Consider the following 21,654-nt stretch of genomic DNA (forward strand, 5'->3'; position numbering starts at 1 on the left):
TTCATTCTGATTATCAATATCTTCCCTCAATATTATGAGTAATGTCATTGATTGAAGCCATTATCTGGTGTACTTCGTTGTTATCATCAAAAATTGGCACATAGCTGATATTCAGGATCATGTCTCGGGAGCCTGAGATACTGTTCACGGTGATTTTGATTTCTGATAAGGTTGCCGTTTTGCGTGTATCAAAAATCTGGCGCAGGACATCGGTAGATGCGATCGAGTCAAAGTCAGGATAGAGATCAAATAAGGATTTTCCAAGGACTTCAGCGGCTGTTTTGCCCATGATCTCGCACATGGGCTGGTTCACTGTTTCTACAATGAGTTCCCTGCCGCCATAGATTGCCATTCCCGTTGCAGAGTTCATCACCATAGTTTCCAGTTGCAATTTGTGATTCTGTAAGACCTGGCGTGCCTTCATTTCCTCTGTCACTTCGGTTGCCACGATCATAATACTGCTGGTCATACCCTCGTCATCCTGCAGGGGTTGATAAACAAAGTTAAAGTACACATCTTCCAGATGACCATTGCGGATCAGCAACACGCATACTTCTTCCCCGTAATAAGGGACACTGGTAGTGAAAACCTGATCCAGTATCTGCAAAAATGCCTGTCCCTCCAGTTCCGGCAAAGCCTCCTTCAGCGGTTTACCTATCACTGCTTCACTTTTTCCCCACACTTCAAGAATCCTTGGGTTGGCCAGTTCTACAATGAGTTCTCTGCCTCGCAGAATGCCAATCGCCATAGGTGCATTGGCAATGAGAGATTCGTTATTAAAATTCTGCTGAGCAATACGTGCCGCATCCAATACCTTCTTTTCGGCGTCAAATATTCCGCGCAGCCGCAGCTCGATCTCGTCCATCACGATCCTTGCGAGTCCCTTGAGCATCAAGGTTTCCTTTTCGGTAAAGGTTCTGGCGTCGCGGCCGATTACGCAGATGGTACCTATCGTAAATCCATCATAGGTGATTAGCGGAGCGCCGGCATAAAATTTAAATCCCATCTCTGCCACAAGAAGTGGGTCGGCCAGCAGATGCTGATCCATCTTTGGAATATCCTCAACAACAGTAACTTCGTCCTTACCCAGCGCCATGGCACAAATACTATTGCTCCGTGGACTGTTGCGAATCTCCTCAACACCCATATTGGATTTCAAAAAGACGTTTTCTGTATCAATAAAAGAAATCAGAGATACCGGAAGATCAAATATTTGAGTAGCTAATCTGGCGATGTTATCAAATGATTGCTCGGGAGGAGTATTGAGAATCTGATAACGTTTTAGTGCCTCAACACGACGATTATCGTCTGCTGAAAGATTACCTGCTGCCAACTTATTTTCCATTTGTCTCATTTAGAAGCATCGGCTCTACAACCAATAGCTATTGTGCGGGGAATAAGATAGTTAATAATATTTCTGAATATTCAGACGTAACCAAATTAAAACGCTTTTTTTAACTAAAAGGCTGGAATTGTAATCTTGGGATGAATAAATTTCGGTCCATACAGGTCTTAACTGTCGATAGTGAGGGTAAAACAGGTCTGCTCATCGGTAGAAGTTACACTCAATTCTCCATGATGGGCACGGGCGATTTCTGAAGCAATGTACAGCCCCAGTCCGAGTCCGTCCTTACTGTTTTCTTCAGGTCCCCGGGAGAAGGGCTGAAACAGACGGGCCATTTTGGTATCGGGGATTTTCTCACCACAGTTGGCTACAGAAAGATTAAGTTTGCCATTCTGGCTCAGCAGTTTCACCGTCACCGGTTCATCGGCTTTGCCATAAGTAAGTGCATTCCCGAGGATATTTGAAAACAGCTGAGCAATCCGTACGGCATCACATTTTACTGGTTCCCTGAGTTTAAATTCGATGTCAATGCTGCGGTTTGGCCATATTGCTTTGAGCTCAGTAATCACCTGTGCCAGGGTAGCCTCCAGGGCTGCGTTTTCTTTGATATTCAGCGTAATGCCTTCTCCAAGGCGTCCACGGGCGAAATCCAGTACATTTTCAATCAGTCCTGTGATACGGAAAGAACTGTCCTGAATGATATTTGCCAGTCGCAATGCACGGTCGTCCAGCGGCATCCTTAACAGCAACTGAGCGCTATTCCTTATGGCACCAACAGGGTTGCGAAGATCATGACCAAGGATAGCAATAAACTGATCTCTCAGTTCAGAAGTTTTTTGCTCTTCAATCAGATCAATGGTAGTCAGTTCAATCTGTTCCAGGGCATTGAGGTGAAAGGCGATCAGATCCGCAAATAATTTGAACATCCCCAGAGTTTCGGGAGTATTGAGTAAGGCAGGGTTAGGATCTATTGCGCAAAGCGTACCAAAGAACCGGTTGCCGCTGAGGGTAATTGGTGTAGAGATATAACTTTGAAAACCATAGAGCAGGGGAGTATGATGATGCGCATATACTTTGTCAGTTGCCACATGATCAATCACTACTGTTTGCTTATTCTGCTCAATTTCCTGGCAGATGGTGGTACTGATATCAAGTTCACCACCTGGAATTAGTCCGAAGTTGATGTTGTCTTTTACCGCACATGCCACCCACCTTTTTTCAGTGACCCGGGCTACCGCTGCAAAGCCCATACCGGTAATCCGGCAGATCACTTCCAGGATGCTATCCACTGCGGGAATCTTTTTAAACACTTCTACTTCTGCCTGCAAAGTGGCTTCGGCATTATCTAACATGTATTGTCCTCTAAAATATTTACTGCAATTTAATCATAATAGTACCTTAAACAAGAAATAAAGTTCATTACACAGTCATAACAATGTACGTAAATCCGATTAGCTCAGTTCTGCGTAAGTAGTATGAATATCTACTATCTGTTTATGAGCATTGGAAAAGAAAAAGTGAAATTAGAAAAGCTATTGGTCTCAGTAGCGAGTGTAAAAAACATAGATGAACTTAACCTGGAAATTGTCAATGAAGGATACCGTGAATATGCGGTCATCATCAAAAATTTATACAACAAGCAACCTAATATTTTTGGGAACCTTTACAATTACGATTTGAAGGAAATCAAAGAGAATAAAAAGTTTACGAAAGAAAGTTACACGGCTAAAGCTAAACAAACCAACTTTACGGCATATCGCGACTCAGTGGTGGAGGCTATTGAGAGAACCATGGAATATATTACCAGTTACGTTCAGTAACCATAATGTAGCAGCTGTAATCAGCTGTATTTTATAATAGAATATAGTCAGTAATATATTCTATCGCACTTTCGATGGCATGATGAAGCGCATCTTTGTACGCCTCAAAATGTACTTTTTGTGCTTCATCTGCAAAATCTTCCGTCACATTTTTCTTATTACTCCTGATTTCAGCAAGATCATAATTGTACAGGTTAGCAAACACATTAGGATTATTTTTGAATAAAACCCTGATGACTTTGGTATACTCGATAAAACCTTCATTTACGATCAGGAGATTCGCTTCATTAAAGCTATCAATTTCTGATAATGAGGATAAAATCCTGGTCAGTTTAATTTTTTCTTTACTTGATGCCATAGATGAATCTAATGTAATACAATTTACTGAATTTTTTGCCAGCGGTTAACCAACTCATTGAGTTCATCGCGGTCAAAAGGTTTCCTGAGATAGCCATCGGCACCTGCTTCTGCGGCTTTACTCTCAATTCCCAGCAGTGCAGACATCATCACAATCGGGATGTGAGAAGTTTCTTTTTTTGCTTTCAGCATTTTGCAGGCATCACTACCTTTTTCGTTGCCGAGCAATTCATCCAGCAGAATTAAATCGGGTTGAAGAGTGACTATATCTTTAGTAATTTCCAAATCCGATGCATGGATAACTTCATGACCTTCTTCGGTTAACAGGAGATAGACAATGTATAAAATTTCTGCATCGTCTTCAATCACCACTATTTTTAATCCCATAATTTAAATTTGGTTAATGACACCTTAGTGTTTAAACAACAATAACACCTTTGAAAAAGTTCCGCATTTTTATACTTATTTGTGTAACGGTCATTTTTCTGTGGTTTTCTTCTGGTATTTCTTTAGTCTCAGTGCTTTCAATTCTTCCAGATCTTTACTGAGATCAGTGATCAGATCTTTCAGCAAGGCTACATTGTGATCGTCCTGGTTTAGCAACCGGAGCGACTCTGCTCCAGGGAGGTCAAACTGTCGTTTCAGGATCAGGGGTATTTTAAAACTTTTTGCAGTAAAAGCACAGGCATAAGAGTATAGGCAGGAGATATATTCGCTGAGCGCACGTTCGTAGTATGCTGTCAGCCTTTTATAACTTTTAGATTTTTTAAATAGCAGAAGGTATGGCCGGAATCGCGTTGACTGAGCAACGATATAGGGATCAGCCAGTTCCTCCTCTTCATCGATTCCCCATCTCAGGGAAAGTTCACGTTTAGCGTTGATCAGTTTCAGAGTCGCACTGTAAAGGTTAAGCACAAAGGGGTCGCCGGTTTCCAAAAAAAAGTCCAGGTTATCGATATGTGGTGCCCAGGCGTCACTGAATTCTTTCTGATGCGATTTCATTGAACGCTTAAATGTCAGGTAATACATATACTCATACAGGTCTGAGTGCATATAAGTGATGATTACACCCAAACCCCTGATAGAAAGATTTAAGTCGAAGGGATCATTCCTGGAAACTTTCATACGATCATAATTAGTAGCTGGTGTTGTGTCTATTAGTTAAATATAGTGCTAGGTAATGAAACAAATAGTTCGACATTAAAGTTATCCAATTTAATAATTCAATAAAATTAAATTTTACCTTTTATCAGATGAACGAAGCGCTTACGCCCCTTTCCGATCTTAAACTTTATATGTTATTACTGGGGTCTAAAGCCCCGCAGAGAAATGTTGAACAGCATGACTATTACTTCGGCATTGCGCGCTCATTAAAAGAGCTTGTTCCGGAAATTAAGGCCTTCTGGCCCGAAGCAGGAAACAGCATTCATATCGATGGATGGCGCGAAGTGAATAGTGTAGAAGGATATCAGATCAAGGCAGTACTCCGGGAAAACGAAGACGATGCCACAGGAAAAAGTCTGTTTTTTATCAACCTGGGTGGTTATCAGCAGAACATCCTGGAGGAGCAGCATTATATCGTACTAACGGTGCAGGACGACCGTGCGCAGGCTACACAACACGCGAAGAAAACTGTGTTTTTTAAAACCAATAGTATCAAAGGCGCAAATTCACATATCGATGAAAAGTATGGCGTGGATGTAGATGATATCTATAAAATCGAAGAAATCCTGAGTGCTTCGCAAAAGGCAAGGTTTCAGCTGACGATCAGTCCGGCGGCCGACTTGCCTGCAGACGCGGTCCACCTGGGATATTTTAAGCTGGATAAGTTGTAAGTTTTGGGCAAAACCAAATACATTATCAGTTGTTACAGCCTGCAATTACACACTCATCATTATTTTACATCCATTGAAAAACAAAATTCGGATAGCAATTCTTGGCGGTGGTCCAAGTGGATTGTTTATGTTTAAAAGATTCGTAGACGCAAATAGTACCGATTATGCAATAGACATTTTCGAAAGGAAAAACAATCTCGGTGCTGGCATGCCCTATAGCCTTGAGGGGGCCAATGACGAACATATCACCAATGTATCAGGCAATGAAATACCTGAACTCGTAACCAGTATTGCCGAATGGATCAAAACTGTACATCCGGATACGCTGAGACATTTTCATATCGATCCGCATGATTTTAACGATTATAAGGTTCTTCCACGATTGCTCTTTGGTCAGTATTTGACGTCACAGTTCAACCTGTTAAAGCAAAAAGCTGCAAAGGCAGGTATAGCTACCCATATACATTTCAATAGTCCGGTGACAGATATCATTGATCATCCACAACGGGGAAAGGTAGCGGTGGAGATCGCCGGACAGGAACGATTTGAATACGATCATGTGATCGTGTGTACAGGGCACAACTGGCCGGTCCATCATGAAGGTAAGGTCTCCGGATATTTTGATTCGCCTTATCCGCCCTCCAAATTAGCTTTCCATGTCAATCATCCTGTAGCCATCAAAGGATCGTCGCTTACCGCAATAGATGCCATCAGGACATTGACGCGCTATAACGGATCATTTCGCAGGAACGATGAAGGTTTACTTTCCTATCATGTTGCTGATGACAGCAGTGGTTTCAAACTGGTGATGCATTCCAGAAATGGGATGCTGCCGGCGGTGAGGTTTCATCTGGAAGACTCCCATCTGGGGAAAGAAACCGTTTTGAGCAAAGAAGAGGTAGACAAACAGCGCGAAGCTAATGATGGATTTCTGTCATTGGATTACGTTTTTGAGAAGAACTTTAAGGATCACCTGATCGATAAAGAGCCTGAATTTTATGCCAGGATAAAGGATATGAAGATGGAGGCTTTTGTGGAGCTGATGATGGACCTTCGTGAACGCCTCGATCCTTTCCAGCTGTTGCGGGCGGAGTATGCAGAAGCTGAAAAGTCTATCAAAAGAAAAGAGTCGGTCTACTGGAAGGAGATGCTGGGCGTATTGAGTTTTGCGATGAATTACCCGGCAAAGTATTTTTCAGCTGAAGATATGCAAAGATTGCAGAAGGTGCTGATGCCACTGATCTCCATCGTGATTGCTTTTGCACCGCAAAGTTCTGTGGAACAATTGCTCGCTTTGCATGCCGCAGGCGTATTGGAGATGGTATCTGTGGGAGATGACAGCCATATCGAAGTCAATCCTGAGGGCGGAATTGTTTATCATTATACCGATGAAAATGGCGCAAGCCATGCGGATGCTTACCAGACTTTTGTCGATGCCGTTGGTCAGCCACACCTTTCATTTCAGGAGCTCCCATATGAGGGCTTGCTTGCAGGAAAGACGGTTAGCCCGGCGCGGTTGCTGTTTCAGGATCCTTTACAGGGAGAGAAAGCGCTGGAGAATGGTGATGAGCATGTGGAGCGCGATCAGAAGGGTAACTATTACCTGAAAGTTTCAGGAATAAGTATCAATGATCATTTCCAGGCCCTGGATGAATACAATGCACTGAATGAAAGGATTTATGTCATGGCTGTTCCGTATATAGGAGGTTTTAATCCGGATTACTCGGGATTGGATTTTTGTGAAGCGGCTTCTGCAACGATTATTAAAAGTATACTCCAAACCACGGTATACAGTAGGGTAGCGGGTAGGTTGTAGTAAAAAGTATACACTTTTATTCACGCGCACCGGATTTTCTAATTGTCATAAAATGCTGTCTCAATGCTGATAAACAATGTTCAGACTGAAATTTATACCCCTAATGGTTGTGTGGCTTTATTATTACTCATGGTGTGTATCTATCAATTATAAAACAAAACAAATGAGAGCTACAATTACAAAATCGGCATTGGTACTATCCCTGGTAGGGTTATCAACGTCATTATTTGCTCAGGATATGAATTCTGACACCACTAAACGTTTCGATAAAAAAGAATTCCGTACCTGGTCGATCGGACTGAACGGCGGTATGTTAACACACTATACACCTTTCAATGGGAGCAGCAACGGAGATTTCCGCACACCACAGGAGAGCTGGGGTTACGGCGGTTATATCAAGAAACAAATCCTTCCGGGATTTGGTATCCAGGCAGACTTCCTTGCAGGTAAGGTAAAAGGCTTCAGAGCTAATTCATTGCCTTCACCAACACCAGCACAAGAGGCCAGCAGCTTCGAAACAAAAATCGACTGGTCGGCAGCAGTAAGTGCAAATTTCACTATCGCTAATCTGAGCTTAAACCAGAAACGTAACTTCCTTTCACCGTACGTAACTGCCGGTGCGGGTTACATGTCGTCCAGCGCCAATGTACAAAACACACCAGCGGGAGCAAGTACAGGATATAACGAAAACTGGTTTATTCCAGTTGGAGCAGGTTTCAAACTGGGTGTATCCAAAGGTGTAAACATCGATTTAGGATATACAGTGAACTTCATGAGAACAAACAACTTTGACGGTGTTCGCAGCGCAGCAAATGATAAGTTTTCTTATGCACACGCTGGTGTGGAGATCGCCCTGGGTAAAAAAGGAACTTCACAGTTACAGAACTATAGCGCTGTTGCCGCTATCCGCGAGGAAAGTGCAGCTGAAAGTGCTGAGTTAAGAAGAGCATTGTCAACTTCTGAGCAGAACAGACTGAGAGATCAGGAACAATATGCTAAAGATATGGGCGATGACGATATGGACGGTGTAGCTAACAAATTCGACAAATGCCCTGGCACTCCTGCAAATACAGTTGTTGATGGAGCAGGTTGTCCTCTGGTAGCGCCTAAACCTGTGATCAGGGAAAAAGTGATCATCACAGAATCGGATCGTAAAGTAGTAAGCGAAGCGATCAAAAACCTGGAGTTCGACCTGGGTAAATCTACGATCAAAGCGAGTTCATACACTACATTAAACAGAGTTGCCGCTTTATTGGTGGAGAAAAACTTCAGCCTGAAATTAGCAGGACACACAGATAATACTGGTTCTATGGCCTTAAACTTAAGCTTATCAAAAGACAGAGCTGAAGCGGTTAAATCTTACCTGGTTTCTCAGGGAGCTAACGCCTCACGTGTTGAAGCTACAGGTTACGGACCAAACCAGCCGATTGCTACCAACAAAACAGCAGCCGGACGTCAGAAAAACAGAAGGGTAGAATTTACGCTTTATTAATCAATAACACACACTATCATTAAAGCCTGCAAATCCTGCAGGCTTTAATTTTATACGGCTATATTTATATCTTAATATTATCCTCACGCTCATGGATTTAAAACTACAAAAAAATCTGCCCTTTCATCTCAAGCTGTCATCAATCCTGATCAGTCTGGTGATCCTGGTTTACATCACCATCGTTGCCAAAGAGATTCTTTCACCATTGATTTTTTCCTGTCTATTTTCCATTTTATTGCTGCCTCTGGCTACATTTCTGGAAAACAAATTGAAGCTCCCACGAAGTGCAGCTTCTATGATTTCGATAATCCTGCTCTTAACCGGGATCGGCCTGGTATTGTATGTAATCGGATCGCAGATGAGCGAACTGGCCAAGGACTGGCCACAGTTTCAGGAGCAATTGCTGAAGACGATCAATAGCCTGCAGGACTGGATTGCAACTACTTTTCATGTTAATGCGGATAAACAGCTCACCTATGTGCATTCTGCTACCAGCAAGGTCATGGCTTCAGGCACTACAGTTCTTGGTGCTACATTATTGTCTTTATCAGGATTGATGTTATTCTTTGTCTTTACTTTTATCTATACCTTCTTTTTCCTGCTTTACCGCAGGCTGATCATGAAATTCCTGGTTTCGGTATTTCTGGATGAAAATAAAGAAGTGGTACATGAGATTATCGAACGCGTACAGTATATGATCCGGAAATATATCATCGGATTGCTCATTGAAGCGGCAATTGTATCGCTGGCGGTTTGTTTGGCTTTCTGGGTATTGGGTATCAAATATGCAGTGCTGCTCGGACTCATAACAGGCTTGTTCAATATTATTCCTTACATCGGTATTTTTTCTGCACTTGTCATCAGCGTTCTGGTTACTTTTGCTACGGCCACAGTGTTCTCTAAGGTGATCCTGGTGATTGTTGTGCTGATTGTGGTGCATCTGATCGACAGTAATATCTTACTGCCTGTGGTGGTGGGCTCAAAGGTGCGGATCAATGCACTGGTAACTGTACTGGGAGTAATCATCGGAGAAATGATCTGGGGTATACCGGGGATGTTCCTGTCTATACCTGTGATCGCAGTGCTGAAGATTATTTTCGACAGGGTAGAGGGGCTCGAAGCCTGGGGAATTATCCTCGGTGATGAGGAGCTGAAACAGAACAAGCTGGCCACAAGACTTACAGCAAAAAGGAAACAATAAGGCATATCAATGAATTTTAAAGAGATCGTCCAGCATATCGCAGCTGTACCTGAGGCATCATTTAAAGCTTTAGAGAAATTTACGACGCAGGTGACCTTACCAAAAGGTCATCTGCTGTTTAAAGCGGGGCAGATCAACAACAATATTTACATGATCAGCAGCGGTATCTCCAGGGCTTATGTAGATCTGGAGTCTACAGAGCTCACTTTCGCCTTCTGGGGACCAGGAAAGGTCTTGCTCTCCATACAAAGTTATGTAGCAGGAACTGCGGGTTATGAGACCATTGAATTGCTGGAAGATTGTGTACTCTATCAGTTCAAAAAAGCGGACCTCGAAGAATTGTATGCCAAAGATATCCATCTGGCAAACTGGGGCAGGAAGCTCGCAGATCAGTCGTTCGTAGATACGGAGCGGCAGCTGATTGCCAAACAGTTCAAAACAACAGCAGAGCGGTACGATGATTTTCAGCGGGATTATCCCGAACTGATGAACAGGGTTAAACTGAAACATATTGCCTCTTACCTGGGCATGACCCAGGTGACGCTGAGCCGCATCAGGGCAAAAAAGTAGTATCTGTTATTAAGATACTACTTTTAAACCTATTACAGACCCTACCAGCGTAGCGATAAAAAACAGGCGCGCCATAGAAAGGGGTTCATTAAAGAAATAAGCACCAACGATTACTGTTCCTGCGGCGCCCAGGCCAGTCCATACCGCATAAGCTGTGCCTAAGGGAATGGTTCGTGTCGCCATGTTAATCAGGTAGAAGCTCAGTGAGATACAGGCAATAAAGGCAGCAGTCCATTTATGATTGGTAAAGTTGTTTGACATCTTCATTGAGGTGGTAAAGCCCACTTCAAACAGGCCGGCGATAATTAAGAAAATCCAGTTCATATCTATTTTATTTGAACACAAAGGTATCCGGCTGCCGCCTGAAAAAACTTTACCAATGTTAAAAAATAATTGTACTCTGCTGGTGTATTAAATAAGTCAGAAAATGTCAATTCAGAACTACCAGAGAAATTTTGAGTGAGATTTGCGTTACTAACCGACAGACTATTAGAGAAATTTTGCTGCTTAAAGCTGATTTTTTACCTTTCTTTGTGCGGAATATATTACCTTCCTTTCAATATACGCATCATATACTATGTCATCATTGCAAACATCACCAAATAATACAGAAACCCCTTTAAAAACATTACCCAAAACTCCATCCGGAATCAATGGTCTTGATCAGATCACGATGGGAGGTTTGCCTACAGGCAGACCGACACTAATCTGTGGTAGCACTGGTTGCGGAAAAACTTTATTTTCCTTAGAATTTTTGATTAGAGGAGCTCAGGAGTTTGATGAGCCCGGCGTTTTTATGGCTTTTGAAGAGAAGCCACAGGAACTTGCCATGAACGTTGCCTCGCTCGGTTTTGATCTTGAAAAACTACAGGCTGAGAAAAAGATCAAGGTTGACTATGTACATATTGACCGAAGTGAGATTGAGGAGACAGGGGAGTATGATCTGGAAGGTTTGTTTATTCGTTTAGGCTATGCAATTGATACTATCGGCGCAAAACGCGTTGTGCTGGATACTATTGAAAATTTATTTGCTGGCTTGACCGATGAGGGTATTTTGCGTGCCGAAATTCGCAGACTCTTTGGCTGGTTAAAAGAAAAGGGTGTAACGGCGATCATCACTGGAGAACAGGGAGAAAAAACATTGACCAGACAGGGCCTGGAAGAGTATGTTTCTGATTGCGTAATTTTGTTGGATCACCGGATCATTAACCAAATCTCGACACGCCGGTTAAGAATAGTAAAATACCGGGGTACTGTTCATGGCACAAATGAATATCCTTTCCTTATTGATGAGGAGGGGATATCAGTGCTACCGGTAACCTCGCTTCAATTAGATAAGCCTGTCTCTTCCACAACGATACCTACAGGAATACCAGCACTGAACGAGATGTTCAGTGGAGGCGGATTTTACCGAGGCAGTAGCGTGCTTGTATCCGGCACAGCTGGCACTGGTAAAACCAGTGTGTCTGCCAGTTTTGTAAACCAAGCCTGTCTGGATGGACACAAATCTTTGTTTTTCGCTTTTGAGGAATCTCCTCAGCAAATTATCAGGAATATGCGTTCCATAGGCATGGACCTTCAAAGTCATATCGATGCCGGTTTGCTGCAGTTTTATGCCTCAAGGCCAACACTTTATGGATTGGAGATGCATCTTGTAGCCATACATAAGGCGATTAAAAAATTTAAGCCGCAGGTGGTTGTACTGGACCCTATTACCAATCTAATCACTATCGGATCAGTAAGTGAAGTGAAAGCTATGTTGGTACGTTTGATTGACTTCTTACAGGAAGAACAAATAACAGTGATGTTTACTGCATTGACACTTAACAATATTGTTAACGAGCAAACAGATGAAGGAGTATCTTCACTGGTTGATGCCTGGATACTGATAAAAGATATTGAGATGAACGGCGAACGCAATAAAGGTTTATATGTGATGAAATCACGCGGTATGCGCCACTCTAATCAAGTACGTGAGTTTGTGATAGGAGAAGACGGACTTGATCTTCTTGATGTTTATCTTGGACCTGATGGCATTCTTACGGGATCTGCCAGGGAAGCGCATAAATTGGAAGAGCAAACAGGCGAAATGATCTACACTAGTGCAATTAGCAGGAAGGACCGTGAACTGGAGCGCAAACGGAAAGTTTTAGAGAGCAAAATTGATAGCTTAAAAGCCGAATTTGAATCAATCGAAGAAGAGCTGAATAAAGTTTACACCGAAGAAGAGATAAAAAGAGATATTACCAATCAGACGCGAAAAAAAATTACAAACTTGCGCAGTACCACCACGCCGTCTGCAGGTGAACAATCGTAGACCATACATGAAAGAACAATACGAACTCAGATTATATATAGCGGGAAAAACGCAAAAATCAGTTACGGCCCTAAATAACCTAAAGAAATATTGTGAAGAACATTTGCAGGATCAATATGTTATAGAAGTAATAGACCTTCTGGTAAATCCTCAGCTCGCTGAAGGAGACCAGATTTTTGCAGTGCCTACACTCGTAAAAAAAGTGCCGGAACCAGTTAGAAAGATCATTGGCGACTTATCAAATGAAGAGAAAGTACTAGTGGGATTAAACATACGCCCTAAACAAGCACAATAAGACTTTCAATGAACGATAAGGATCATGACGTAACCAACCTGGAGATAGAAGAAAATTCTATTCTTCACTTACAATTATTTGTTGCAGGTACATCGTCTTTGTCGGTCCGCGCAATTAATAATTTAAATGTTATTCTCGCCGAAAACCTGGAAGGGCAATATGAACTTGATATCATTGACGTGTATCAGCAGCCACAGATTGCTTTGCAGGAGGATATTACTGCAGTACCCATGCTCGTAAAGAAATTTCCATCGCCCAATAGAAAATTGATTGGTGATATGTCAAATAAAGCTAAGGTATTACGTGGTTTGGGAATTAAATAATACTCAGAGGTGTTAAACGCAGATAAATCAAAAGAGGAATTGCTGTATTTATTACAGGAGGCAGAATATCGGCTTGAGGAAGCGAATGATACGATAGAAGCTATACGTTCAGGGGAGATAGATGCGCTGATCGTGAGAAACGATGATGGTCATTCAATTTTTACCTTACAGGCGGCTGATCGATCGTTCAGGATTTTTATTGAGCAGATGTCCGAAGGTGCAGTTACACTCAATCATTCAGGTATTATCCTCTACGCCAATTCCAGCTTCGCCGATATTACTGGTCTTGCACTGGAGAAAATTATCGGACAACCTTTTCAGCGCTTCATTCCAGACTCAGCGCAGCAGAATTGGCTAATCATAATGAATGATGCATGGGAGCACCATATTAAACTGGAGTTAATTATTTATTCAGGCGACAAGAAACAGATACCAGTACTTTTATCACTGAAAAGATTAGAATTGACTGAAGGTTTGTGCATGAGTGTTATCATCACTAATCTTTCAGAACAACAGGAAAATCAAAGACTATTACAGGAAAAGAATGATTTACTGATTGAAGCTCAAAATGCCGCCAATCATCTCAATGCTACCCTTGAACGAACTGTAGAAGAAAGAACCCGGGCATTAACAATAAATATTGCTGAAAAGGTTCAGGTTGAAAAGAACCTCCGGACAAATGAAGAACGGCTGACGCAGATTCTGGAAACCATGGCTGAAGGAGTCGTGATTGTTAATCGCGACAGGCAGACTACGTATGCAAATCCGATGGCCAAAAAAATCATGGCAATAAGTATGAATGCGGCCAATGAATATGTGCAGGCCCCGTGGAAAATTTGCTGGGTAAATGGCGATGCTCTTCCGGCTGACGAATACCCTACTGTAGTGACTATGCGAACCGGTAGCCCGGTGTACGATTACGAAATTGCTGTACTGCCCGATGATGCCGAGCGCTTTTACATTTCAATAAATGCGGCACCATTACGGGACTCAGAAGGCAAAATCAGTGGTGCGATCGCAACTTTCATGGATGTTACTAATCGCAGGAAAGCAATCCAGCAGAAAGATGATTTTATCAGTGTTGCCAGTCATGAACTGAGAACACCAGTTACTTCATTGCAAGCGTCATTGCAGTTAATGCAGAAAATGCGTGACCGTCTTGATTCACCAATAGTTCCTAAATTGATACAGCAGGCGAATAAAAGTATGGATAAAATGAGGGCGCTCATCGATGATCTCTTGAATGCTACCAATATGACAGAGGGGCAGCTCCACCTTAAGAGACAGTGGATTAACTTACGCGATTTGATAGAGGATTGTTGCCAGGAAATTAGATCTGATGATTCATTTGACATCCAGATCGTGTGCGAACCAGATGTTAAAATTTTTGCTGATGAACACAAAATTGAGCAAGTATTGGTAAACTTTATCGGTAATGCTGCCAAGTATGCACCTGAGTCAAAAGAAATAAAAATTTGTATTACTCAGGATCCAGAATTAACAAAGGTCTCTGTTATTGATGAGGGACCGGGCATTCCTCCCGCCAAAATACCGTATCTGTTTGAACGATATTATCGTGTTGATAATGATGGTAGTCAGTATTCTGGACTTGGACTAGGTCTCTACATCTGCTCCCAAATTATTTATAAACACGGCGGAGATATTGGTGTAGAAAGCGAACTGGGCAGGGGCAGTACCTTTTGGTTCAGCCTCCCTGCTGACAAGACTACATAGCTCTCTACGGGTTGCCACGGGCCGGCCATTTGCCGCTCACACTGGTATCTGGTTTTTTGCCATCTGCATCTGTTCCGGGTGATACCATCCTATCTCCGGTGCCTACACTTTTTTCTGGTTCTGAACTTGGCGCATAATTACCTGTGCCGGGTGTACCAGTATTGGTACCGCTTAAACTGCCGGTTCCTGAACCTTGTCCATCACCAGTTTGACTTTCTTTCTTTTCTTCCATAATTCTTTCTGAGGTAATTAGGGTGTCATTTTGATTATAGTGCGCCTTGGGTTTGTCTGAAGAGCAACCCAGCATAATTGCAACTGTCGATATGCTGTAGATTAAGGTTTTTAATGTCATACAATTTGAGTTAATGAACAACAGCATAACCTAGAATTTCAGAATTTTGTTTGAAGACGTGCAAATTTCATTATTATTGAGAGTAAATAAAATCTCTCAAACAGATAAATTTATGAATACTTTTACGACTTTAAGGTTTGGGTCCTATATTTGAACTAAATTTATAGGTATGCTGACTACTCTAACTATTATCGCCTGCGGCTTTTTTTTAGCCCATCTTGTACTACTGCTTTCCTCATTTCCAAAATTTCAGCTTGCGCCAATTAGATATTTCTATTCTCATCTTACCTTATGGATCACGGGCATAATTGTTTTTGCTATGGCGGTTTCATACAGTGGTGACGGTCAGTCGTCTTTTCTGGATTATTTTGACAGCACATTCAAAAGAGCGATGATTTTAGTTTTTACGGTCGTACTTTCTACTCTGGCTCATTTTGTTGTGAAGTTATTAATCGTACCAGCACTCCGCAAAATGAGATAGTATTCGTCGTCATCGAATAGTACACTGTTTCAAGCTACCCAAGGGTGGCTTTTTTTATGCTGTAATGGTTTGCGAATTATAGAACATTTTAAGGATTAACATGTTCTACGGTCACATCTATACAACCATCTACTTTATGATAACAAATCTAAACTCAGATCCTGAGCTACGCTTTAGGGAATCAGCGCAGTCTGCTTTGCGATTATCAGTAATTGTGCCTGCAAAAAACGAAGCTGAATATATCAGCAGCACGCTGGATGCTTTGCGTCTGCAATGTGATGAACTGGGAAACCCCGTGTCATATGATCTGTATGAGGTCCTCGTACTGGCAAACAACTGTTCAGATGAAACCTATGAAATCTGTAAGCAGTATCAGATCAAATATCCGCGTTTCAGGATGTATGTCCAATGCATGGAAATTCCACAACCTATTGCTCATATAGGCACTGTAAGGCGCTTGCTGATGGATGCAGCATATCACCGTTTGGTCAGTGTTGCTGGCGAAAGGGGGATTATTGTCTCTACGGATGCAGACAGTGAAGTAGATCCATACTGGGTTCATCACATTCTTGCAGAAATGGACAAAGGTGTGGATGTTGTGGGTGGAAGGATTTTGCCGCGCGATACGCCGGCATTATCAAAAATACATCACCTCCGGGATGTTACCTACAGATTTTTACGCTCCAAACTGGAGTCTGAACTTGATCCATGTGCTTTAAATCCCTGGCCAAGACATTTTCAGTGTTATGGGCCAAGCCTTGCTGTCACCTGCGAAATGTATGAGAAGGCAGGTAAACTACCCATGATTCCCTTTTTAGAAGATGAAGAGTTTCGAAAAGCACTGAAGCGTGTGGATGCAAGAATCAGGCATTCTCCAAAAGTGCGCATCTATACTTCATCAAGGCTGGAGGGCAGAGTTGGATTTGGCTTCTCGGTGCAGCTGCAGCAATGGAGCGATATGAGTCTCAAAGCAGAACAGCAATGCGTAGAGTCGCTGGAGACAGTTACTTTTCAACTGAGCCTCAAAAATGAGCTGCGTAAATTATGGACTGCTGTAAGGGAGGGCAGAGAGGTGATCATAGAGCTAAAATCCATTGCCTTTAAAATTCATTTCAATGCGGATGATTTATATTCGATTATTCGCCATGGTGTTTATTTTGAACCTGTTTGGGAGCAAATCTATGATAACGTTGTTCAAAAAAGCCCGGCATTACTCCATGTTGAGCCTATCTCCGAGGCAATTCAAAGGTTACGTCAGTATTTTTCATTCAGTGGTCATGCGGAAATTCCTGCAGCTTTAGAAAAACAGACTCCAATAGCTGTGTAATATGGGCATATCAATATTAACATTAGTGAAGGGGAGGGAGAAAGCAATGGAGAATATGATCAATGGATTGGTCAGAAGCAGCAAATTACCTGACGAACTAATCATCATTCTGATCAATGAACAACTACGGAGGCTGCCTGAAACCCCTTTCCCGGTAAGGCAGATCATCATGAGTACAAAAATGGATCTACCTCTTGCGGCTGCACGAAACCTGGCTGCCCGGCATGCTGCGGGATCATTGTTGATCTTCCTTGATGTGGATTGTATTCCTGCTACGGATCTCATTGCCCAATACCATGCGCATCAACAGGAAGGTATTCTCATCAATGGAGAGGTAAGGTATCTGAGTAAAGACGCTGCTTCGCAACCACAAATGCTGGATGAACTTGATCAGCTGAGTGAGCCCGATCCTGTAAGATCAGATATGAACCAGCTGCCACATGAACTTTTTTGGTCGCTGAATTTTGCCTGTACTTCTGAAGATTATCATGTGATAGGTGGATTTGATGAAGATTACACTGGCTATGGAGCTGAAGATACAGATTTCGCATTTATGGCACGCAAAGCTGAAATTCAGATGTTAAAGATTCCTGCAATAGCTTATCACCAATATCATGACAGCTATTCGCCGCCGCTTAACCATTTTAGGGATATCGTGGCTAATGCGCGGACCTTCTTTTCCAAATGGGGAACATGGCCGATGGAGGGTTGGTTGTATATGTTTGCCGATATGGGACTGATCAGATACGATCATCAGCAACTTGTAATCATACGCGAACCTCAGGAATCTGAGATCCTGCAGGCAAAAAAATAATTTATTAGCACACTACCTTATGAAAATCGGCATCATTGCACACCTGAAACATCCTATAACAGCACCTTTCGCTGGAGGACTTGAGGTTTTTACCTATCAGATTACTACTGCTTTGCAGTCGAGAGGGCACGAAGTTATACTTTTTGCCAGTTCGGGCTCGGCACCTCTGCTACCACTACAGCCTATCCTTTCTGACGAAGCATACGACAAAAATACTGGCTTCAGAATAAAGAGGAAGGATTTACCCTCAGAATATATCGCAGAACATCATGCCTATTTTGGTTTGATGATGAACATTGATGACTACGGGTTAGATGTGATTTTTAATAACAGTCTGCATTATATTCCTATCACCATGGCGGGAACCGTAAACACTCCAATGGTTACAGTGCTGCATACACCCCCTTTCTATGAACTGGAAATGGCTATTGCAGCTGCTAAACCAAATCCCCGGATCGACTTTGTAACGGTTTCCGCGAAAAATGCGCAAAACTGGAGTAAATACGTTGATGATTGTGCTGTAATCAGCAATGGCATTTCAGTGGCAGAATGGGAGTTTTATGAGGAAAGTACTGAAGAAAGTTATGCCTTCTGGTTTGGCAGAATCCATCCTGATAAAGGTTTGCACCTGGCAATTGTTGCGGCACGCAAGGCAGGCATCAGGCTCCGCATCGCAGGTGGCATTGCGGATCAAAAGTATTATGATAAAGAAATTACTCCGCTTCTGGGAGAAGATACGGAGTTACTTGGCTTGCTGGATCAAAAAGAGCTGAACCGGGAAATTGGGCAGGCCATCGTCTGCCTGATCACTCCCTGCTGGGAAGAACCATTCGGATTGGTAGTGGCTGAGGCCATGGCATGCGGAACGCCAGTCGCTGGCTTCAGGATAGGTGCTTTACCGGAGTTGATTACTAATGAAACTGGTATTCTAACAGATTTTGGGGATACCGATGGCCTCGCAGAGGCGATCAAATATGCAACACAACTCAACCGGAAAACAGTACGGGATTATGCAGATTCTCATTTTAGCGATGAACAAATGATCAGTGCTTACGAACAATTACTGGAAAAATCCAGTTTAAAGAAAAGAACATTTAGATACGCCATATGACGCAACAGACAAACACCATACATCAAAATGAGACATTTAGTCTGGAGCAATTTGAACAGGTACTTCATGATATTGCAGAAAGAGCATCTGCCTGCGATCAAAGTCCCGATGGCCCGCGCACAGAATTCCGATGGCTGAGGGCATGCGGAGCATTACAGCTGGTACTGCCAGGTAACCTGCTCGACTTTAACCATCCCAATACGCCTTTGCTGCTCAAGCTGCTGCGGGATGTTGGAAAAGCGAACCTCAGTGTAGGACGAATTTTTGAGGGACATATTAATACGCTTTACCTTATCCATCTCTATGCTACAAAAAGACAGCGCGAACAATGGTACGCCGGGGTCATTGAGCATGGTCATCTTTTTGGTATCTGGAACACTCAGGATCAGGATGTGCTGACCTTCGAGGAAAACGAGCATATCATGGAGCTCAAAGGTTCTAAAACATTCTGTTCAGGTGCAACGCTGGTAAACAGGGCGCTCATTACCGGAAACATTAATAATGATGATCGCCAGGGATGGCAGATGGCAATCATCGATATGGATCATATTTCTCCATCACGTATAGATCTTGAAAGCTGGAAACCGTTGGGTATGAAAGCATCCGGGAGTTACAAGGTTGATTTCAGCGGTTATCATCCCGATGATGCTGAACTGCTGGGGCAACCGGGAATCTACTTAAACCAGCCTTATTTTAATGCCGGTGCAATCCGCTTTGCCGCGGTGCATTTAGGCGGGGCAGAAGCGGTATCGCAGGCTACGCTTGCTTATCTGGCAGAGTTGGGCCGCACAGATGACCCCTTCCAAAAGCTGCGGATTTCAGAAATGATGTCGGCTGTTATCAACGGCAGACTCTGGATGGAGCAGGCGGGGAGATATTTTGACTCCTGGGTTGATGAAGGCGGGCATGATGATGATCTGATCGCATTTGCCAATATGACCCGTGTAAACATAGAAGAGATCTGCCTGAAGGTGATGGATATCAGTAATCGCTGTGTGGGTGCGAGAGGGCTGATGGAGCAATATGAACTGGGACGTATTTTCCGCGACCTTACCTTTTACCTCCGCCAACCAGCACCAGACGCAACAAGAATAAAAATAGCCGAATTTTTCATCAGTCAACCCGCTGCCTTCAATGAAAAATCTTTTTGATAAGAATACGTTCTGGGAGCAGGCTATACCTGCTGATCCGGATTTTCTCCAGAATGTACGAAGCTGCCTGATTATGGCACCGCATCCTGATGATGAATCGCTGGGATGTGCCGGATTGATTGCTACTTTACAAGCGCAGGGAACTGCTGTAAATGTTATCCTGACTACTGATGGCAGTCGTTCACATCCTAACTCCTTGAAATTTCCTGCCTCTGTGCTGGCAACGCTTCGCTTATCAGAAATGAACCAGGCGATGGAACTGCTCGGCTTAGAGACGCAGCATTTGAGATATTACGAAGCACAGGATGCCAGTATGCCTGCCAAAGGGATGCCTGGTTTTGATGAACTATTGATGCGTTTAACAGAGGATTTGAAAGATCTGCAGCCAGACCTGATACTGGTACCCTATGAGCTTGATCCGCATTGCGATCACAGGGCTACATGGCAGCTCCTGATAGCGGCATTGGAAAAAGCTAAAATCCGGCGACCGCGAATATGGGAATACCCGATATGGCTCTATGAACATGCGGCAGCAGAGGATATTCCGGAACTGGAAACAGGAGAACTGCTGGTGCTTGATATCAGTGAATATGCGAGCTTAAAGGAAGAGTGTATCCATGCCCATCAATCGCAAACCACCCGTTTGATAGACGATGATCCCAAAGGGTTTATCCTCCTGCCGCAGGTCATTTCCAACTTCACCAAAGGCAGGGAATACTTTATGGAAAGGAAACGGATCAATCCTTCGGATACGCTGCATCAACAGTATTTTGAAAACATGTATCATGACAATAAGGACCCATGGGGTTTTGAAACCAGCAGTTATGAGCGGGAAAAATATACAGCTACAATAGGGGCTATCCCTGCCGGACAATATGCCCGTGCTTTGGAACTGGGTTGCTCCATAGGAGTTTTAACTGCGATGCTTGCCGAACGATGTGAACATTTATTGTCGATGGATATCAGCGAAACTGCACTCGCACAGGCTCGGCAGCGTTTGTCGGGCAGCTCAAATGTAGAGTTCTTACATGGGGGTATTCCAGGTGATTTTCCTGCGGGCAACTTTGATCTGATCATCATGAGTGAAGTAGGATATTACCTTTCTTCAGGCGATTTGAAACGCACGAGAGACCTGATCCTGCAGGCACTGGCTCCGAAAGGGCTACTTATTCTGGTGCACTGGACACATTTTGTCGCCGATTATCCGCTGACCGGTGATGAAGTGCATGAACTATTTAGTACAATTGGTCTGACCAACATACATGCAAACCGTACGGCCGACTACCGTATCGATGTTTACCAAAATTCCTGAT

The 21,654-nt window shown here is 43.1% G+C and carries 23 protein-coding genes; 16 read left to right on the top strand and 7 right to left on the bottom strand.

Annotation, left to right across the window (positions count from 1 at the left end; all coding sequences use genetic code 11):
• Positions 1–13 precede the first annotated feature (13 nt).
• Positions 14–1,345, bottom strand: a complete 1,332-nt coding sequence (locus OQY15_RS15875; RefSeq protein WP_265792815.1) for a PAS domain-containing protein — start codon at positions 1,343–1,345, stop codon at positions 14–16.
• 167 nt (positions 1,346–1,512) lie between these two features.
• A complete protein-coding gene (locus OQY15_RS15880; RefSeq protein WP_265792817.1) occupies positions 1,513–2,697 on the bottom strand; it encodes a GAF domain-containing sensor histidine kinase in 1,185 nt (394 codons plus the stop codon).
• A gap of 144 nt (positions 2,698–2,841) precedes the next feature.
• On the opposite strand from OQY15_RS15880, the gene OQY15_RS15885 reads away from it, so the two are divergent.
• Positions 2,842–3,165: a hypothetical protein gene (locus tag OQY15_RS15885; RefSeq protein WP_265792818.1), complete on the top strand. Its 324-nt coding sequence runs from the start codon at positions 2,842–2,844 to the stop codon at positions 3,163–3,165.
• Between the two features lie 31 nt (positions 3,166–3,196).
• Here OQY15_RS15885 and OQY15_RS15890 read toward each other — a convergent pair whose 3' ends face one another.
• The 3 genes from OQY15_RS15890 to OQY15_RS15900 all read right to left on the bottom strand — a co-directional run bounded on the left by OQY15_RS15890 (position 3,197) and on the right by OQY15_RS15900 (position 4,647).
• On the bottom strand, positions 3,197–3,523 hold the full coding sequence (locus tag OQY15_RS15890; protein ID WP_265792819.1) for a hypothetical protein: 327 nt from the start codon (positions 3,521–3,523) through the stop codon (positions 3,197–3,199).
• A 23-nt stretch (positions 3,524–3,546) separates the two neighbouring features.
• Positions 3,547–3,909 (bottom strand): response regulator, encoded by a 363-nt coding sequence (locus tag OQY15_RS15895; protein ID WP_265792820.1) that lies wholly within the window; start codon positions 3,907–3,909, stop codon positions 3,547–3,549.
• 90 nt (positions 3,910–3,999) lie between these two features.
• Positions 4,000–4,647: a hypothetical protein gene (locus tag OQY15_RS15900; protein WP_265792821.1), complete on the bottom strand. Its 648-nt coding sequence runs from the start codon at positions 4,645–4,647 to the stop codon at positions 4,000–4,002.
• A gap of 128 nt (positions 4,648–4,775) precedes the next feature.
• On the opposite strand from OQY15_RS15900, the gene OQY15_RS15905 reads away from it, so the two are divergent.
• From OQY15_RS15905 to OQY15_RS15925, 5 genes are all read left to right on the top strand, one after another.
• Entirely contained in the window at positions 4,776–5,357 is a 582-nt protein-coding gene (locus tag OQY15_RS15905; protein WP_265792822.1) for a DUF1543 domain-containing protein, read from the top strand.
• Positions 5,358–5,430: 73 nt separating this feature from the next.
• Positions 5,431–7,173, top strand: coding sequence for an FAD/NAD(P)-binding protein (locus OQY15_RS15910; RefSeq protein ID WP_265792823.1), 1,743 nt, complete (start codon positions 5,431–5,433; stop codon positions 7,171–7,173).
• A gap of 163 nt (positions 7,174–7,336) precedes the next feature.
• Positions 7,337–8,665 carry an OmpA family protein gene (locus tag OQY15_RS15915; RefSeq protein WP_265792824.1) on the top strand — a complete coding sequence of 443 codons (1,329 nt, stop codon included), beginning with the start codon at positions 7,337–7,339 and terminating at the stop codon, positions 8,663–8,665.
• 91 nt (positions 8,666–8,756) lie between these two features.
• Positions 8,757–9,866: an AI-2E family transporter gene (locus OQY15_RS15920; RefSeq protein ID WP_265792826.1), complete on the top strand. Its 1,110-nt coding sequence runs from the start codon at positions 8,757–8,759 to the stop codon at positions 9,864–9,866.
• A 9-nt stretch (positions 9,867–9,875) separates the two neighbouring features.
• Positions 9,876–10,436 carry a Crp/Fnr family transcriptional regulator gene (locus OQY15_RS15925; RefSeq protein WP_265792828.1) on the top strand — a complete coding sequence of 187 codons (561 nt, stop codon included), beginning with the start codon at positions 9,876–9,878 and terminating at the stop codon, positions 10,434–10,436.
• A 9-nt stretch (positions 10,437–10,445) separates the two neighbouring features.
• Here OQY15_RS15925 and OQY15_RS15930 read toward each other — a convergent pair whose 3' ends face one another.
• Positions 10,446–10,760 carry a multidrug efflux SMR transporter gene (locus tag OQY15_RS15930; protein WP_265792830.1) on the bottom strand — a complete coding sequence of 105 codons (315 nt, stop codon included), beginning with the start codon at positions 10,758–10,760 and terminating at the stop codon, positions 10,446–10,448.
• 253 nt (positions 10,761–11,013) lie between these two features.
• Here OQY15_RS15930 and kaiC point away from each other — a divergent pair, with 253 nt between their 5' ends.
• From kaiC to OQY15_RS15950, 4 genes are read left to right on the top strand one after another with little or no spacing between them, the layout of a single operon-like run.
• Positions 11,014–12,753: a circadian clock protein KaiC gene (gene kaiC / locus OQY15_RS15935; RefSeq protein ID WP_265792831.1), complete on the top strand. Its 1,740-nt coding sequence runs from the start codon at positions 11,014–11,016 to the stop codon at positions 12,751–12,753.
• 7 nt (positions 12,754–12,760) lie between these two features.
• Positions 12,761–13,048 carry a circadian clock KaiB family protein gene (locus OQY15_RS15940; protein WP_265792832.1) on the top strand — a complete coding sequence of 96 codons (288 nt, stop codon included), beginning with the start codon at positions 12,761–12,763 and terminating at the stop codon, positions 13,046–13,048.
• Between the two features lie 8 nt (positions 13,049–13,056).
• The gene (locus OQY15_RS15945) at positions 13,057–13,371 is read left to right on the top strand and encodes a circadian clock KaiB family protein (RefSeq protein WP_265792833.1); all 315 of its coding nucleotides are present in this window, start codon (positions 13,057–13,059) and stop codon (positions 13,369–13,371) included.
• 9 nt (positions 13,372–13,380) lie between these two features.
• On the top strand, positions 13,381–15,105 hold the full coding sequence (locus tag OQY15_RS15950; protein WP_265792834.1) for an ATP-binding protein: 1,725 nt from the start codon (positions 13,381–13,383) through the stop codon (positions 15,103–15,105).
• Positions 15,106–15,109: 4 nt separating this feature from the next.
• Here the strand turns inward: OQY15_RS15950 and OQY15_RS15955 are convergent, their stop codons facing one another.
• On the bottom strand, positions 15,110–15,457 hold the full coding sequence (locus OQY15_RS15955; protein WP_265792835.1) for a hypothetical protein: 348 nt from the start codon (positions 15,455–15,457) through the stop codon (positions 15,110–15,112).
• Between the two features lie 169 nt (positions 15,458–15,626).
• Between OQY15_RS15955 and OQY15_RS15960 the strand changes: the two genes are divergently transcribed.
• From OQY15_RS15960 to OQY15_RS15985, 6 genes are all read left to right on the top strand, one after another.
• Positions 15,627–15,938: a hypothetical protein gene (locus OQY15_RS15960; protein WP_265792836.1), complete on the top strand. Its 312-nt coding sequence runs from the start codon at positions 15,627–15,629 to the stop codon at positions 15,936–15,938.
• Positions 15,939–16,074: 136 nt separating this feature from the next.
• On the top strand, positions 16,075–17,265 hold the full coding sequence (locus OQY15_RS15965; protein ID WP_265792837.1) for a glycosyltransferase: 1,191 nt from the start codon (positions 16,075–16,077) through the stop codon (positions 17,263–17,265).
• A gap of 1 nt (position 17,266) precedes the next feature.
• Positions 17,267–18,079, top strand: coding sequence for a galactosyltransferase-related protein (locus OQY15_RS15970; protein ID WP_265792838.1), 813 nt, complete (start codon positions 17,267–17,269; stop codon positions 18,077–18,079).
• A 19-nt stretch (positions 18,080–18,098) separates the two neighbouring features.
• The gene (locus OQY15_RS15975) at positions 18,099–19,190 is read left to right on the top strand and encodes a glycosyltransferase family 4 protein (protein ID WP_265792839.1); all 1,092 of its coding nucleotides are present in this window, start codon (positions 18,099–18,101) and stop codon (positions 19,188–19,190) included.
• Positions 19,187–20,341, top strand: coding sequence for an acyl-CoA dehydrogenase family protein (locus tag OQY15_RS15980; RefSeq protein ID WP_265792840.1), 1,155 nt, complete (start codon positions 19,187–19,189; stop codon positions 20,339–20,341). The genes OQY15_RS15975 and OQY15_RS15980 overlap by 4 nt, the downstream gene beginning before the upstream one ends.
• Positions 20,325–21,653 carry a bifunctional PIG-L family deacetylase/class I SAM-dependent methyltransferase gene (locus OQY15_RS15985; RefSeq protein ID WP_265792842.1) on the top strand — a complete coding sequence of 443 codons (1,329 nt, stop codon included), beginning with the start codon at positions 20,325–20,327 and terminating at the stop codon, positions 21,651–21,653. Before OQY15_RS15980 ends, OQY15_RS15985 begins: the two co-directional genes overlap by 17 nt.
• Position 21,654 lies beyond the last annotated feature (1 nt).

It is taken from the genome of Pedobacter sp. MC2016-15 (assembly GCF_026239695.1).
GTDB lineage: Bacteria > Bacteroidota > Bacteroidia > Sphingobacteriales > Sphingobacteriaceae > Pedobacter.